Origin of the sequence: Enterobacter sp. MGH 37, from assembly GCF_000534515.1 — a bacterium.
GTDB classification, from domain to species: domain Bacteria; phylum Pseudomonadota; class Gammaproteobacteria; order Enterobacterales; family Enterobacteriaceae; genus Enterobacter; species Enterobacter kobei.
Genome location: NZ_KI973206.1, coordinates 364258 through 378814 on the forward strand (window position 1 = coordinate 364258; position 14557 = coordinate 378814).

12 protein-coding genes are annotated in these 14557 nt (G+C 55.6%); 9 read left to right on the plus strand and 3 right to left on the minus strand.

The genetic code is table 11. The features are described 5' to 3' along the window. Positions 1–621: 621 nt before the first annotated feature. The 4 genes from pgaA to pgaD are packed head-to-tail and all read left to right on the plus strand — an operon-like array spanning position 622 to position 6770. Positions 622–3060: a poly-beta-1,6 N-acetyl-D-glucosamine export porin PgaA gene (gene pgaA, locus L383_RS09380; RefSeq protein WP_032629496.1), complete on the plus strand. Its 2439-nt coding sequence runs from the start codon at positions 622–624 to the stop codon at positions 3058–3060. Positions 3061–3068: 8 nt separating this feature from the next. Beyond that, a complete protein-coding gene (gene pgaB / locus L383_RS09375; RefSeq protein ID WP_023331299.1) occupies positions 3069–5018 on the plus strand; it encodes a poly-beta-1,6-N-acetyl-D-glucosamine N-deacetylase PgaB in 1950 nt (649 codons plus the stop codon). Next, on the plus strand, positions 5011–6342 hold the full coding sequence (gene pgaC, locus L383_RS09370; RefSeq protein ID WP_023331300.1) for a poly-beta-1,6-N-acetyl-D-glucosamine synthase: 1332 nt from the start codon (positions 5011–5013) through the stop codon (positions 6340–6342). Before pgaB ends, pgaC begins: the two co-directional genes overlap by 8 nt. After that, complete coding sequence (gene pgaD, locus L383_RS09365; protein WP_014885222.1) at positions 6339–6770, plus strand: poly-beta-1,6-N-acetyl-D-glucosamine biosynthesis protein PgaD; 432 nt, start codon at positions 6339–6341, stop codon at positions 6768–6770. The genes pgaC and pgaD overlap by 4 nt, the downstream gene beginning before the upstream one ends. A 52-nt stretch (positions 6771–6822) precedes the next feature. On the opposite strand, the gene gss is transcribed toward pgaD, so the two are convergent. Continuing rightward, entirely contained in the window at positions 6823–8685 is a 1863-nt protein-coding gene (gss, locus tag L383_RS09360) for a bifunctional glutathionylspermidine amidase/synthase (protein WP_023331301.1), read from the minus strand. A gap of 183 nt (positions 8686–8868) precedes the next feature. Between gss and yghU the strand changes: the two genes are divergently transcribed. The 4 genes from yghU to L383_RS09340 all read left to right on the plus strand — a co-directional run bounded on the left by yghU (position 8869) and on the right by L383_RS09340 (position 11114). After that, the gene (yghU, locus tag L383_RS09355; protein WP_014885224.1) at positions 8869–9738 is read left to right on the plus strand and encodes a glutathione-dependent disulfide-bond oxidoreductase; all 870 of its coding nucleotides are present in this window, start codon (positions 8869–8871) and stop codon (positions 9736–9738) included. Between the two features lie 158 nt (positions 9739–9896). Next, complete coding sequence (locus L383_RS09350) at positions 9897–10229, plus strand: YMGG-like glycine zipper-containing protein (RefSeq protein WP_014885225.1); 333 nt, start codon at positions 9897–9899, stop codon at positions 10227–10229. A 192-nt stretch (positions 10230–10421) separates the two neighbouring features. Then, complete coding sequence (locus L383_RS09345; protein WP_014885226.1) at positions 10422–10754, plus strand: type II toxin-antitoxin system RelE/ParE family toxin; 333 nt, start codon at positions 10422–10424, stop codon at positions 10752–10754. Positions 10755–10766: 12 nt separating this feature from the next. Continuing rightward, positions 10767–11114: a helix-turn-helix domain-containing transcriptional regulator gene (locus L383_RS09340; RefSeq protein WP_014885227.1), complete on the plus strand. Its 348-nt coding sequence runs from the start codon at positions 10767–10769 to the stop codon at positions 11112–11114. Positions 11115–11121: 7 nt separating this feature from the next. On the opposite strand, the gene L383_RS09335 is transcribed toward L383_RS09340, so the two are convergent. Further along, positions 11122–12669, minus strand: coding sequence for a methyl-accepting chemotaxis protein (locus tag L383_RS09335; RefSeq protein ID WP_014885228.1), 1548 nt, complete (start codon positions 12667–12669; stop codon positions 11122–11124). Between the two features lie 257 nt (positions 12670–12926). Here L383_RS09335 and L383_RS09330 point away from each other — a divergent pair, with 257 nt between their 5' ends. Continuing rightward, positions 12927–13967 (plus strand): aldo/keto reductase, encoded by a 1041-nt coding sequence (locus L383_RS09330; RefSeq protein WP_023331302.1) that lies wholly within the window; start codon positions 12927–12929, stop codon positions 13965–13967. Positions 13968–14011: 44 nt separating this feature from the next. On the opposite strand, the gene L383_RS09325 is transcribed toward L383_RS09330, so the two are convergent. Beyond that, positions 14012–14500 carry a TIGR00645 family protein gene (locus tag L383_RS09325; RefSeq protein WP_014171606.1) on the minus strand — a complete coding sequence of 163 codons (489 nt, stop codon included), beginning with the start codon at positions 14498–14500 and terminating at the stop codon, positions 14012–14014. Positions 14501–14557 lie beyond the last annotated feature (57 nt).

Here is a 14557-nt window from a genome sequence, read left to right on the forward strand (position 1 = left end):
TAACCATCCCTTTTAGATTAAAGCAAGAACGCTCCTTCCGAGAGAAGGCCGCCTTCGTTTTATAGCGCTGTTATATTAACGACAAATGTATTCTGGCTTTGAACATCCCTCAATACACACATTGATGAGTAAGACTTCCTGTAGACCATCATTCAATGTCTGACATTAATTATAAATAAAAAACAATCTCAGAAAAGACACTTCGCTAAACATTAAGAATTTTTGTCATGAAACTTCCCAAACATGCACAAGAAAGTACTTTAATTGATGCTTCCATGCCTCATTAAAAATATAAACAAATCTGTCACAATAAAAATAAAACATTTAAATATCATAATGTTATAAATACAGAACCCCTCCAATATAATCATAAAAAACCGCTCACTACAGAATTATCTCAAAACCACCCAGCCTCTATTCACCATATTTATCCGGCAACATATCAGGTGTACATTACCGTTTACCCAATCCATCGAGATAAGGATCCATAATTACCTTTAAGTAAGTACCCCATAACGTTACTGCATTCAGATTTAATGTTCTCATTTATCGCCTTTAACGCACAGTTAAAAGGCAGCCGTGTTATGCAATGGATTCATGATAAACAAATGGCAAATAGATATGGAAAGATCGCTTCGCTTCAATACGTTATTCTTTTATCGCACCCCAGGATTATTGTTACTGTTATTACTCTTTCCTGTTCTGGTTCAGGCAACGGAATCCGTTTATGAACAACAGATTCAACAGGCGCGTAACGGTAATTACACGCCGTTTCTTGATTATCTACAGCATTATCAGCAACAGCACGCCCTGACGCCTGAACAGGTCGCAGACTGGTTACAGGTGGCATCCTGGGCAGGTCATGATGATGAGGTGATTGAGGTCTGGCAGCGTTATGGCATCTATATGCCGCTGCCCGCTCGCGGCGTTGCTGCCGTTGCCCAGGCCAGGAGAAATCAAAAAGCGTGGCAGCCAGCCTTATCGCTCTGGAAAGAGGCGTGCAGCCTTGCGCCGAATAACGATGATTATCGTATCGGCTATATCAAAACCCTGGCCGATGCTCGCATGGATGCACTCGCGCTGCAGGAAGCCCGGCAGTTGGTCACCCAAAACCCCACTCAGGCGCATCTTCAGACGCTCTCGTATGTCTGGTTACGCCAGGGAAAAAGCTGGGATCGGCTTCTGGCGGACACGCGCGCACTGGCTACCGCGCCAGAGAATAATGTCCTGCTCAGCGAGCTTGTCGACGCCCTGACGGATAACCGCGTGAATACCCCCGCGCTCGTACTTTCACAGCGGGTGCCGCTGTCCCCGGCGGAGCGTCGCCGTCTTGAGCGTAACGCCGCCGCCGAAAGGGTTCGCCTTGCCGATGTGCCAGGCAGAACAGAAAAGGAGCGCCTGCAGCTTGCGCAATCTGCGCTGAATCGTTACGACGTTCTGCTTTCTCGCTGGAAAAGCGAGCCGCAGGCGGCGGAAGATGTCATCCTTGCGCGTATAGACCGGCTCGGCGCGCTGTACGCCCATGCTGATTATCCGCGGGTCATCAGCGAGTATCAGGATCTTACGGCAGCGCAGCACCCGGTGCCGGACTGGGCAATCGGCTGGGTTATCTCCGCGTATCTGCAGGAGAAAAACGCCGATGCCGCCTTCTCGCTTCTGCAACGCTATCCGCAATACGCCGCCGATCCGCAGGACGAAGAGCACGCACTTTTCTACGCCTGGCTGGATACCGGGCAGTATCGGGCCGCCCGCCAGTATGTAGAGCGCCAGACCCGTAACGTCCCCTGGACCCGCTACGATTTCGGTTCCCCTACCCCTCAGCCGAACGATCGATGGCTCACCGGGCAGTCTCTCCGTTTTAACTATCTGCTGGCGACCCACGCCCTGCCTGAAGCCGAAAAGCTATCTCAGCGTCTGGCGACAACGGCGCCGGGCAACCAGGGATTGCAGATTGACTACGCCACTTTGCTACAGGCGCGGGGCCTGCCGCGTGCGGCCGAGCAGAAGCTGAAAATGGCGGAGGCACTGGAGCCATCAAATCTGGAGCTTGAGCAGCAGCAGGCTTACGTCGCCATGGATCTACAGGAGTGGCAAGAGATGGATTTACTGGCCGACGACGTGCTTGCTCGCGCACCGGTCGATCGCAGTGCCCGTCGTCTGGACAGGCTCAGAACGGTTCATCATATGTCCGAGCTTCGCCTCAATGCGAGCAAGGGTTTGCACTCCGATAACCCCGTCAGCGGTACGCACGACCTGAACTGGGACGCCACGCTCTATGGCCCGCCAGTTGCGGATAACTGGCGGCTGTTTGCCGGCACCCGCTATGCAGAGGGTAATTTCGATGAAGGCAAAGGCACCAGCCGCCACCTCCTGGGCGGCGTGGAATGGCGGCCTCGTGACCTCCAGCTCGAAGCCGAGCTTTCCAGTAACCGCTATCACGGCGCGAACAAGCCGGGGGCTCGCCTTTCCACAACTTACTTTCTCACCGATAACTGGCAGCTCAGCGGCAGCCTTGAACGCGTAGCTCGCACCACGCCCTTACGGGCATTACGCAACGGGATTAGCGCCAACCGGGGGGAAGGCGGCGTGCGCTGGTATCAAAACGAGCGACGTGAGTATCAGTTTAGCGCCGCCGTCAGCCGCTTCTCAGACCACAACCACCGTCAGGAATACACCCTTACGGGTAAGGAGCGTCTCTGGCAAACCCCGTCCCTGACGCTGGATCTCGAACCGGGGATCGCCGCCAGTAAAAACAGCCTGCGGGACACGCTCTATTACAACCCGGCGCGGGATCTGTCCGTAACGGCCGCTCTGTCCGTCGATCATGAGATGTATCGCCATTACGACACCCTCTGGAGCCAGCAGTTCGTGGCAGGCGGCGGCAGCTCCTGGCAGAAAAATCAGTCCGCCGGGGCCATCACCCTGCTGGGCTACGGACAACGCATCCAGTGGAACAACGTCATCGATACCGGCGTGATGCTGAACTGGGACAAGCGCCCTTACGACGGCAAGCGCGAGAGCAATCTCTCCGTCACGTTTGATGCGACTTTACGCTTTTAAGGATGAATATGCTGAACATACGTTTTTCCGTGAGTGTGATACTCATCGGCTGGTTCTGCCTCAGCGCGAGCATTTGCGCCCAGGCACTCCCGTTTATTGCCCCCAAAGAGAGACCCCAGTTGGAGGCAAGCAAGCCCTGGCCAACGAATCGATTTCTGGTACTGGCCTACCACGACGTTGAAGATGATGCCGCCGATCAGCGCTACCTCTCCGTTCGCACCAGCGCGTTAAACGAGCAAATAAGCTGGCTTTTGCATAACGGCTATCACGCCATCAGCGTGCAGGACATTCTGGACGCCCATGACGGAAAAAGAACGCTGCCGCCGAAAGCCGTTTTGCTCAGTTTTGACGACGGCTACAGCAGCTTTTATACCCGCGTCTGGCCACTGCTTCAGGCCTGGAACGTCCCTGCCATGTGGGCACCGGTAGGCAGTTGGGTGGACACGCCAGCAAATCAAAAGGTCAATTTTGGTGGTCTGATGACGCCCCGCGATCGCTTCGCAACGTGGGACATGGTGCGCGAGCTCAGCCAGTCTCCGCTGATTGAGATCGGCTCACATACCTGGGCCTCCCATTACGGTATCGTGGCTAACCCTCAGGGAAGCCGCGAGCCTGCCATCGCCAATCGCTTTTACGATAAGGCGACGGGCCGCTATGAAACCGATCGGCAGTTCAGCCAGCGGATCGGCGACGACGTGCGTAAAGTGACCGAGAAAATCACGCTGGTGACGGGCAAAGCACCGCGCGCCTGGGTCTGGCCTTACGGTGCCGCCAACGGTACGTCGCTCGCCATCGCCAGACAACAGGGTTACCAGCTGGCCTTTACGCTGGAAGACGGTCTGGGGGACGTAAATGACCCTGGCAACATTCCCCGTCTGCTGATCGCCGGTAATCCTTCGCTAAAAACGTTTGCCAGTACGGTCAGCCAGATCCAGGAACACGATCCCGTTCGCGTCATGCACGTCGACCTCGACTACGTTTACGATCCCGATCCGGCCCAGCAAACCCAAAATATCAACAGGCTGATCCAGCGAGTTTACGACATGAAAATCAGCCATGTTTTCTTGCAGGCGTTTGCCGATCCGCAGGGCGATGGCCGGATCAAAGCGCTCTATTTTCCCAACCGTCGGCTTCCGGTCCGCGCCGATCTGTTCAATTTTGTCTCCTGGCAGCTCCAGACCCGTGCGGGGGTGAAAGTCTTCGCGTGGATGCCGGTGCTCTCGTTCGATCTCGATTCCTCCCTGCCGCGCGTGCAGCGTCGGGATCGTCAAACGGGCCAGCTGCACGAGGCCACTGAACCTTATATCCGGCTCTCCCCGTGGAACCCGCAGGTTCGCCAGCAGGTGACGGACATCTATGAAGATCTGGCCCGCTATAGCACCTTCAATGGGATTTTGTTCCATGACGATGCGGTGCTGACGGACGTTGACGATGCCGGACAAGACGCCGCTCAGGACACAACGCGTCAGAAAAGCCGTCTGCTGATGGGCTTTACCCGTGCGCTGGGCCAGGCGGTGAAGCACATCCGGGGACCGCAGATCAAAACCGCACGCAATATGTTCGTCTTACCCATCCTGGAGCCTGAAAGCGAAGCCTGGTTTGCACAGAATTTTGATGATTTTCTGGCGGCCTATGACTGGACGGTGCCGATGGCCATGCCGCTGATGGAGTCCTTTCCGGCGAACGAAAGCGACGCCTGGCTGACGCGTCTGGTTAACGTGGTCGCCGCTCGTCCCGGCGCGCTCGATAAAACCATTTTCGAACTGCAGGCCAGAGACTGGGAGCAAAAACCGCAGCGTGCCGTTTCCGATAAACAGCTTGTCCAGTGGATGCGCGTTCTCCAGCTGAACGGCGTCAAAAACTACGGCTACTACCCCGACGATTTCATCAACAACCAGCCTGATATCTCCCGCATCAGGCCTGAATTTTCTTCCTACTGGTACCCTGACAATGACTGATCGCATCATCGCTTTTTCTATTTTGTGTCTGGTATTCGGGTTGCCTTTAGGCGTGGCCGCCCTTTTTACTGGCGAACTGATTCTGGATTTTGTGTTCTTCTGGCCGCTGTTCATGTCCGTGCTCTGGGTCACCGGCGGACTCTATTTCTGGTTTCAGCTTGAACGCCACTGGTCGTGGGATAAAGAGACCCCACCACCCTCGCTCGCTGGCGAGCCGCTTATTTCCATTCTGATCCCCTGTTTCAATGAGGAAAGGAACGCCAGAGAGACCATCAGCGCCGCGCTGGATCAGCGGTATAAGAATATAGAGGTTATCGCCATTAACGATGGCTCTTCTGATAACACAGCGGACGTGCTGCAGCAGCTGGCGCAGGAGCAGCCGCGCCTGCGGGTAATTAACCTCGCGGAGAACCAGGGAAAAGCCGTCGCGCTAAAAGCGGGTGCCGCGGCAGCCCGGGGCGATCTGCTGGTCTGCATTGATGGCGACGCCCTGCTCGACCGCGACACTGCGGTTTATCTGGTAGCCCCGCTGATTCAGTATCCTCACGTCGGCGCGGTCACCGGCAATCCGCGCATACGCACGCGATCCTCGCTGATTGGGCGCATTCAGGTGGGCGAGTTCTCGTCCATTATTGGCCTTATCAAACGCACGCAGCGGATCTATGGCCGGGTCTTTACCGTGTCCGGCGTCATCGCCGCCTTTCGCCGCCAGGCGCTGGCGGACGTCGGGTACTGGAGCCCGGATATGATCACGGAAGACATCGACATAAGCTGGAAGCTTCAGCTGCGCCACTGGGATATCTTTTTCGAGCCGCGGGCGCTGTGCTGGATCCTGATGCCGGAGACGCTCAAAGGCCTGTGGAAACAGCGCCTGCGCTGGGCTCAGGGCGGCGCGGAGGTGTTTCTGGTCAACCTTCGCAAGGTTGTGCGCTGGGAGCATCATCGCATGTGGCCCCTGTTTCTGGAGTACGCGCTGTCCACGCTGTGGGCGTTCGCTTACGCGATGACGGTACTGCTGTTCATTATCAGCCAGGTCGCGCCGATTCCCGCCAGGCTGACCGTTGAGACCCTGTTCCCACCCGCGTTCACCGGTCTGCTGTTGGGCGTCATGTGTCTGCTGCAGTTCCTGGTCAGTTTGTTCATCGAGCGGCGATACGAGCGGAAGGTGGCAAGCTCGCTTTTCTGGGTGATTTGGTTCCCGATGGTGTACTGGATGATTGGCCTGTTCACTACCCTCGTCGCGTTTCCGAAAGTCATGCTTAAACGTCAGCGTGCCCGCGCGCGCTGGATCAGTCCGGACCGGGGAAAAGGAAGCATTCAATGAACGAAAATACCTTAATTTTGACTGAACATCGGCTGTTACCACGTCTTTTCGATGCCGCGTTAACTCTGGTGGCGTGGGGAGGATTTCTGTTTTTCCTGTATGCCAGGCTGTGGATGCAGTTAACCGAAGAGAGTGAACACCGGTGGAGCGTCATTATTGCCTCCTTTAATACGGTGTTGATCTATTTGCTGTTCGCCGCGCTTAACGGATGGCTGCTGATTTTGTGGTATCAGTACAACCGCCGCCGCACGCATGTAAGACGGCGTCAGCCGGGCTATTTTCACCAGGAGGAGCTGGCCCGCAGCTTTAATGTCTCACCACAGATCATCTCCGAGATGAGCCAGTACAACCTGCTGACGGTCTATCACGATCGGATTGGCCGTATTATTGATTTAAAGATCAGTCAGCAGGACGAGGAAGAAGAGTGAAGAAACGTCCCCGCAGAATGGTCTGCGGGGAGCTATTTCGAGCGGTTCTGAGTTACTTATCCTTCACCACAATCAGCGGTTCAATATCGCTCTCTTTCTTCACCACCAGCGAGTCATCTCCGCGCAGACAGGTGCCGCCGTAGTTCCCGCCGACGGTAAAGGTGCAGACCTGAATGTATTTGCCGTCGACGTTTGGCAGGCACCACAGCTGCTGGTAAATGTTTTTGCGATCGATAAACTTGCCGCTGGATTTATCCAGCAGTTCGTCCTGGGCGCTAATGAGATCGATATTGCTGCCGCAGCGTCCGGCAATCGGCTTGACGGCATAACCAGTCTGCTTCAGCAGGTCGTTAACCTCAAAATCGGTATCGAGCAGGTAACGGTGGTTCGGGAAAAGCTGCCACAGTACCGGCAGAATGGCTTTGTTACCCGGTATCACCGTCCACAGCGGCTCAAAGACCAGCACTTCCGGACGCAGCAGGACGTCGATCAGGCGCACTTCACCCTCGGGATGTCCGGTCCGAATCGGCACGGCGGCATATTCGGTTTCGCTGACCTCGCGGATTTGCTCTATCGCCGTTTCCCACGCCCAGGTTTTCCACACGCAGTTGACGTGGCGACCTTCGTCGTCAATCAGCTGCCCGGCAGCATCCCAGCTCAGCGCCCCCAGCCCGTGCAGAATTTTGGTTTCAAACCCGGCCTGCAACAGTGAACGCTGAATAAAGAGCGCGTGATAATCCTCTTCGACATCGTTGTCCTGCATGATGTGCACGAACGGACGCGCGTGGCTGTGTTTCCACGCGCCGGTTAGCTCTTCCAGCAACCCTTCTGCCGGGTTATGACCGTGGCCGCGATAACCGTTTTTCACCCACTCTTCGAGAATCAACCCGCCCTCGGTATGGCAGGACGCGGAGTCGGCATTGTACTCGTAGACCTTAATCCCGCGCTCATCCATGCAAAAATCCATACGGCCGGTGATCATATGGTGACGACGCCACTGCCAGGAGAGGCGCAGGCGCGGCCAGAGGATTTTTGGAATGTCGAAAAGCGCCAGCAAATTGTCGTCTTTCAGCACCTTGTCCGTCGCGTGCAGGTACATCAGGTGCAGTTCGTTGGTGGCCTTGATCAGCTCCTGCTCGGCGCTTTCGGTGATGGTGAAGTACTGGCAGGGATCTTTATTGATCACATGACCGTTCGCGCGGATATACGCCTGCTGCAGCGCGTCATTTTCGTTGAGCCATTTTCCGTCGAACTGACGTTTGTTTTTCAGCCGCGCACCGCGAATTTTCAGCAGTTCGCCGTCGATTTCCGGCTGGGGAATGCTGTGTTCCGTGTCGTCGGTCTGGATCATCCAGCCGAGAATTTCCGTGTCGCTGAAGGTGTCATGGATTGTGTAACATCCGTTCTCCACGCTCAGCCGCAGCTCGCGCGTCCACTGCTGCCCGAGCGGCAGCGGGGAGTGCAGGACGTTCTGCTCTGCAATGCGCACCTTGTCGTCCAGAAGCTGGGTGATTACCGCCACGTGGCCGGTCTCATGAAACTCTCCGCCCTTTTGCCAGATCAGCAGCGCCCCGGCGCGCGGCGCGCGCTTCGAGCCGTTGGCAAACGCCTGAAGGGGCAGAATGTTATCGTTCACCACCTGACGCAAAAAGCGCAGGGAGAAGATCTCCCACGCCATGCCGACGTCGGTAAACACGAAACCATAGTTGAGGAACAGGAAACGGCGGGCAAACTCAACACACTGCCATTTGTGGCCCATGTATTCGTTGCCGATATAACTGCGAAAATCCGCATCTTCCGGGTATTTTCGCGGGTCCAGACTGCCGTAATTTGAAGAGTAAATCGCCACGCCACCCGGCGCATAGCCTAACAACGTCCCGAATGGCGCATCACTGCTTAACTTTCCTTTACGCATGTATCCAACCTAAAACAGGCAGGCGGCAATTTTTTGAAGGGTTGTCGTCGTCTGCACGTTGTAATTAACCTGACAGAGGTGGAATTATCATACACCTGCCCTGTCCATTACGCTCGCATCGTTAAACGGTTCCCCTGCCACCTGCTAAACTGCCTCAACACAACACCAAAGAGGCAGACCAACATGTCAGACGAAAACACCTATCAGCCACCGAAAGTGTGGGAATGGAAAAAGAACGGCGGCGGCGCGTTCGCCAATATTAACCGCCCGATTTCGGGCGCGACGCATGAGAAAGATCTCCCCGTGGGCTCCCATCCGCTGCAACTTTATTCGCTGGGAACACCTAACGGCCAGAAAGTGACCATCATGCTTGAAGAGCTGCTGGCGCTGGGCGTGACGGGCGCGGAGTATGACGCCTGGTTGATCCGCATCGGCGAGGGCGATCAGTTCTCCAGCGGGTTCGTTGAAGTGAACCCGAACTCGAAAATACCGGCGCTGCGGGATCACTCCACGACCCCACCAACGCGCGTCTTTGAATCCGGCAATATCCTGCTCTATCTGGCAGAGAAGTTTGGTCACTTCCTGCCGAAAGACCCGGCGGGACGCACCGAAACGCTGAACTGGCTGTTCTGGCTGCAGGGCGCGGCGCCATTCCTGGGCGGCGGTTTTGGTCACTTCTACAACTACGCGCCAGTGAAAATTGAGTACGCGATCGATCGCTTTACCATGGAAGCCAAACGCCTGTTCGACGTGCTGGATAAACAGCTGGCGCGCGGCCGTTACGTGGCGGGCGAGGAGTACACCATCGCGGATATGGCGATCTGGCCATGGTTTGGCTGCGTGGCCCTGGGTAGCGTCTATAACGCCGCCGAGTTCCTGGATGCCGAAAAGTACACCAACGTCCAGCGTTGGGCGAAAGACGTGGCGAACCGCCATGCCGTGAAGCGTGGACGCATCGTTAACCGCACCAGCGGCGAGCTGAACGAGCAACTGCACGAACGTCACGCGGCGAGCGACTTCGATACCAACACGGAAGACAAGCGTCAGGCGTAATGCTTTGCCGGGCGGGTCACCGCCCGGCAGATGAGATCCTTGCCATGGGCATGATTAGCCTAAAGGTTGAGCCGCAATTGCTGGCACTATCTGGCCGTTTTTCTCGCGCAGATGTGAGAAACGACGTATCAACCGACAGCAGTCACAAAGGATCTGTTATGAAACTTATTAAAACAACGCTGGTCATCAGCGCTCTCCTTTTTTCCACCTCGGGAATGGCCATCGACAAAACCGCCGCTGGCGCGGTAGCGGGCGCTGCCATTGGCGCGGCCACAGGCAAAGATCTGAAATCCACCGTCGGCGGTGCCGTTGTTGGCGCAGGTACAGGTGCCATGTTCAAAAACGGCGAAAAAGGTAAAGACGCACGTAAGGGGGGTGCCGTGGGTGCCGTCGTTGGCGCAGGAGCGGCTGCCGTGACGGGCAAGAGTGTGCTGAAAGGAGCGGCCGTGGGTGCGGGCACGGGTGCACTGATTGGCGAAGCGACCCACTGATAAGTATTGCCGGGCAGCGCTGCGTTTGCCCGGCCACAGCGTTGTTCAATAATCCCCCCCTGCCAAATCTCTCGTTTTTGCGATCCGCTTTCTGAAAATTATCTTCCCACTCAGTTATTACAATGCAAACAATTGCCTGTCGTAGCCTGAAGATTACAATGCTTTGCTTATCGTAAACTACAGGCTACAATAATGGCTAACGTTAAACACTACATTACAGCTGATGGATATGATCCTTTTGATGCATATCTGCGAAGTTTGAAAGATCCCATAGCAAAAGCCATGATTGCCACGCGTGTCGCCAGAATGTCGACGGGTAACTATGGCGATTGCAAACCATGCAGAGAGAGTGTGTCAGAGCTCAGAATTGACCGGGGACCCGGCTATCGTGTCTATTTTAGTGAAGTCTCCGATCCGGCAGATGGCGCAGTAAGTCTGGTGCTATTGACTGGAACGAAAAAAAAGCAAAATGCAGACATTGAAAGGGCCGTTGAGTACCTCAACGACTACAAGCGCAGAATATAAGAGGAAATCGCAATGGCTAAATCAGTACTTCATGATGACGCAATGGTACAACTCCTGAAAGATTCTCCGGATTTCGCGCCCGTCTATCTTCACCAGGCTTTCATTGAAATTGACGAGCCAGGAGGCTATGAGGCGTTCATGCTCGCCTTACGGCATGTGATCGAAGCCTCTGGCGGGATGACTGTTATTGCAAAACGTGCTGGCATTTCTCGCGAATCACTTTATAAATCACTCTCACCAAACGGTAACCCCTCATTTAAGCGTATCGCAGAAGTGGCATCTGCAACGGGATATCCGATTTCCCGAATTGCAACAGCAGGGTTAAACGATAATACAAGGCCGCATCAGGCGGCCTTGTAACGTTGTGTTATGCCGTCAGGCGGAACTTCTGCACCGAACGCTGAAGCTCTTCGGTCTGACGTTCCAGCGCGGCGGCTGCCGCGGAAACCTCTTCCACCAGCGAGGCGTTTTGCTGGGTGACGCCGTCCATCTGCGTAATGGCAATCCCGACCTGCGAAATGCCCTTGCTTTGCTCTTCAGAAGCGGAAGCGATTTGCTTCATAATGGTCGTCACTTCCGTCACGTCGCGTAAGATGGCATCCATGGTCGTGCCCGTGTCGCCCACCAGCTGTGCCCCCTGTTCTACGCGATTAACCGAATCAGCAATCAGCCCCTCAATTTCCTTGGCCGCGTTGGCGCTGCGGCTTGCCAGATTACGGACTTCCCCCGCGACGACGGCGAAACCGCGGCCCTGCTCGCCCGCGCGTGCCGCTTCAACGGCTGCGTTGAGCGCCAGGATATTGGTCTGGAAGGCAATACTGTTGATGACGTTGGTGATTTCAGCAATTTTCTTCGAGCTTTCGGAAATACCGCTCATGGTGGTAACCACCTCTTCCACCAGCGAACCGCCGCGGCTGGCAGTGGTTGAAGCCACATCGGCAAGCTGGCTGGCCTGACGCGCGCTTTCCGCGTTCAGTTTCACGGTGGCGGTCAGCTGTTCCATGCTGGCCGCCGTCTCTTCCAGTGCGGCAGCCTGCTCTTCGGTACGCGAAGAGAGATCGTTATTGCCGCTGGAGATTTCCGTCGCCCCGCGCCAGATATTTTCACTGCCCGAGCGAATCGTACTGACGGCTTCACGCAGGCTGTCCTGCATGGCACTCAGCAGGGGAACCAGTTGTCCCACACAGTTGCGGCCGAACGGCGCAATGGGCTGGCTGAGATCGCCCTGGGCAATCTGGCGGAACTGCTGGCGGATACGCTCCAGCGGTTTTACCAGCATCGCCACCAGGTAACGGTCGGTAAAGAGCAGAATCAGCAGACCGATAATCGTGGCGACGATAATCACCGTGCGGGTCATACTGGTCAGGCCGTCCACCACCACGCGGGTACTGTCGAGCGTGTTCGCAGCGGCAGTGTTGAACGCCTCGGCAGCCGCACCGAACGCACGGCTCAACGGTGGCGTGACGTTGTTGGCCTGCTGGCGGTAGCCTTCCAGAGCCCCCTGCTTCGCCTGCGCCATTTGCGGCGTCACGCCCTGGTCGAGCAGCGCTTGCCAGGAGCCGATCACCCGGGATGCGATCGCCTCATCCATCGGGCCGGGTGACATCGCTTTCATCTCGGCCAGTTTCTTGCCCATGTTATCCAGCGCCTGTTGGGCGGAGGACAAATCGGGCGTGCCGCCAGCGGCTTTGACTTCCATTGCGCGGCTCAGGCGGGTCACGAAGCGGAAATACTGATCGTTGCCCTGGCTCAGTACCGTCATCTGTTTCACCAGATGGCGATCAACTTCATTGCCCTCTGAAACGCGTGACAAAGACCAGGTGCTGTACAGCCCAACGCCCGCCCACATTAAACAAAAGATCCCGAGAATCGTCAGCATGACGAAGCGGATCGTGAAATTACGTAGCATATTCATAAGATTTCCTTGCCGTGAGGGTGAATTCGCCCAGAGGCGAGTACTCCTCTCTTTATCGGCAGGCAGCGCGGAAATTATAACCTTTTGTGATTATTTTTAATTAGCGTGGCTTCACAGGTCACACAGCCAGGGTTAATTATTACCTTTCAATATGAAGGGGTTAAACCCTGTCATCGCTTCTGTGAACAATTTATGATTTGATAAACGCAGAATAAAAACGCTGTTTCGAAAATTCATTAAATAAGAAAGGAGACATCATGTCCTGGCACCCTTCCCCTGACCGCTACGAGAACATGCAGTACCGCTATTGTGGAAAGAGCGGCCTGCGCCTGCCAGCGCTGTCGCTGGGTCTGTGGCATAGCTTTGGCCACGTCCAGCCTCTCGATGCCCAGCGCGCACTGCTACGTAAAGCCTTCGATCTCGGCATTACCCATTTCGATCTTGCCAACAACTACGGCCCACCGGCAGGGAGCGCAGAGGAGAACTTTGGCCGCCTGCTGCGAGAGGACTTTGCCGCGTACCGCGACGAGCTCATCATCTCCACTAAAGCCGGTTACGACATGTGGCCGGGGCCGTACGGTTCAGGCGGTTCACGCAAATACCTGCTCGCCAGCCTCGATCAAAGCCTGAAACGCATGGGGGTCGAGTACGTTGATATTTTCTACTCCCACCGCGTGGATGAAAATACGCCGATGGAAGAGACGGCCTCAGCGCTGGCCCACGCCGTGCAGAGCGGTAAAGCGCTGTACGTCGGGATCTCGTCCTACTCAACGGAGCGCACTCAAAAAATGGCCGGGTTACTGCGCGAGTGGAAGATCCCACTGCTCATCCACCAGCCGTCCTATAACCTGCTTAACCGCTGGGTCGATAAGACCGGATTGCTGGATGCGCTGGAAGCAAACGGTACGGGGTGCATTGCCTTTACCCCGCTGGCGCAGGGTCTGCTGACCGGGAAATACCTGAACGGCATTCCGGAAGGTTCACGCATGCAGCGAGAAGGGCATAAGGTGCGCGGGCTGACAGAGAAGATGCTGACCGACGCCAACCTGAGCAGTCTTCGTCTGCTCAATGAGATGGCACAGGCGCGTGGCCAGACCATGGCGCAAATGGCGTTGAGCTGGTTACTGAAAGATGCGCGCGTGACGTCAGTGCTGATTGGTGCCAGCCGTCCGGAACAGCTTGAGGAGAACGTCCGGGCTCTGGATAACCTGCGCTTTACAGAGGACGAGCTCACGCGGATTGACCAGCATGTTGCGGATGGGGAGTTGAATCTGTGGCAGGCGTCGTCGGATAAATAGTGCAGATTGATGCCCTCTCCCCTCTGGGGAGAGGGATATGCATATTACTTCTTACTGATCTTATCCAGATACCCCATCACAAACGCCGACAGCACAAACGTCAGGTGGATAATCACGTACCACATCAGTTTATTATCCGGGACATTCTTCGCGTCCATAAACACGCGCAACAGGTGGATAGAGGAGATCGCCACAATCGACGCTGCCACTTTATTCTTCAGCGACGAGGCATCCATTTTACCCAGCCAGTTGAGCTTCTCCTTGCGCTCGTCGATATCAAGCTGGGAGACAAAATTCTCGTAGCCGGAAAACATCACCATCACCAGCAATCCCCCCACCAGGGTCATATCCACCAGCGACAGCAGAACCAGAATCAGGTCCGCTTCGGCAATGGAAAAAATGTTCGGCAGAACATGCAGGATTTCCTGAAAAAACTTAATCGTCAGCGCGATAAGTGCCAGCGAAAGGCCAAAATAGACGGGAGCCAGTATCCAGCGGGAGGCGTACATGGCATTTTCAAAGAAGCGTTCCATAAAGTCCTGTTTGCAAAAGAAACCAGCGCCCAGTATATCTCAACGGCGCTGGCTATT

Bases quoted from the DNA above. Each gene is read 5' to 3' on its own strand.
- L383_RS09325 (WP_014171606.1), bottom strand. From the start codon at position 14,500: ATGGAACGCTTCTTTGAAAATGCCATGTACGCCTCCCGCTGGATACTG.
- pgaB (WP_023331299.1), top strand. From the start codon at position 3,069: ATGCTGAACATACGTTTTTCCGTGAGTGTGATACTCATCGGCTGGTTC.
- L383_RS09345 (WP_014885226.1), top strand. From the start codon at position 10,422: ATGGCTAACGTTAAACACTACATTACAGCTGATGGATATGATCCTTTT.
- gss (WP_023331301.1), bottom strand. From the start codon at position 8,685: ATGCGTAAAGGAAAGTTAAGCAGTGATGCGCCATTCGGGACGTTGTTA.
- pgaD (WP_014885222.1), top strand. From the start codon at position 6,339: ATGAACGAAAATACCTTAATTTTGACTGAACATCGGCTGTTACCACGT.
- yghU (WP_014885224.1), top strand. From the start codon at position 8,869: ATGTCAGACGAAAACACCTATCAGCCACCGAAAGTGTGGGAATGGAAA.
- pgaA (WP_032629496.1), top strand. From the start codon at position 622: ATGGAAAGATCGCTTCGCTTCAATACGTTATTCTTTTATCGCACCCCA.
- pgaC (WP_023331300.1), top strand. From the start codon at position 5,011: ATGACTGATCGCATCATCGCTTTTTCTATTTTGTGTCTGGTATTCGGG.
- L383_RS09335 (WP_014885228.1), bottom strand. From the start codon at position 12,669: ATGAATATGCTACGTAATTTCACGATCCGCTTCGTCATGCTGACGATT.
- L383_RS09350 (WP_014885225.1), top strand. From the start codon at position 9,897: ATGAAACTTATTAAAACAACGCTGGTCATCAGCGCTCTCCTTTTTTCC.
- L383_RS09330 (WP_023331302.1), top strand. From the start codon at position 12,927: ATGTCCTGGCACCCTTCCCCTGACCGCTACGAGAACATGCAGTACCGC.
- L383_RS09340 (WP_014885227.1), top strand. From the start codon at position 10,767: ATGGCTAAATCAGTACTTCATGATGACGCAATGGTACAACTCCTGAAA.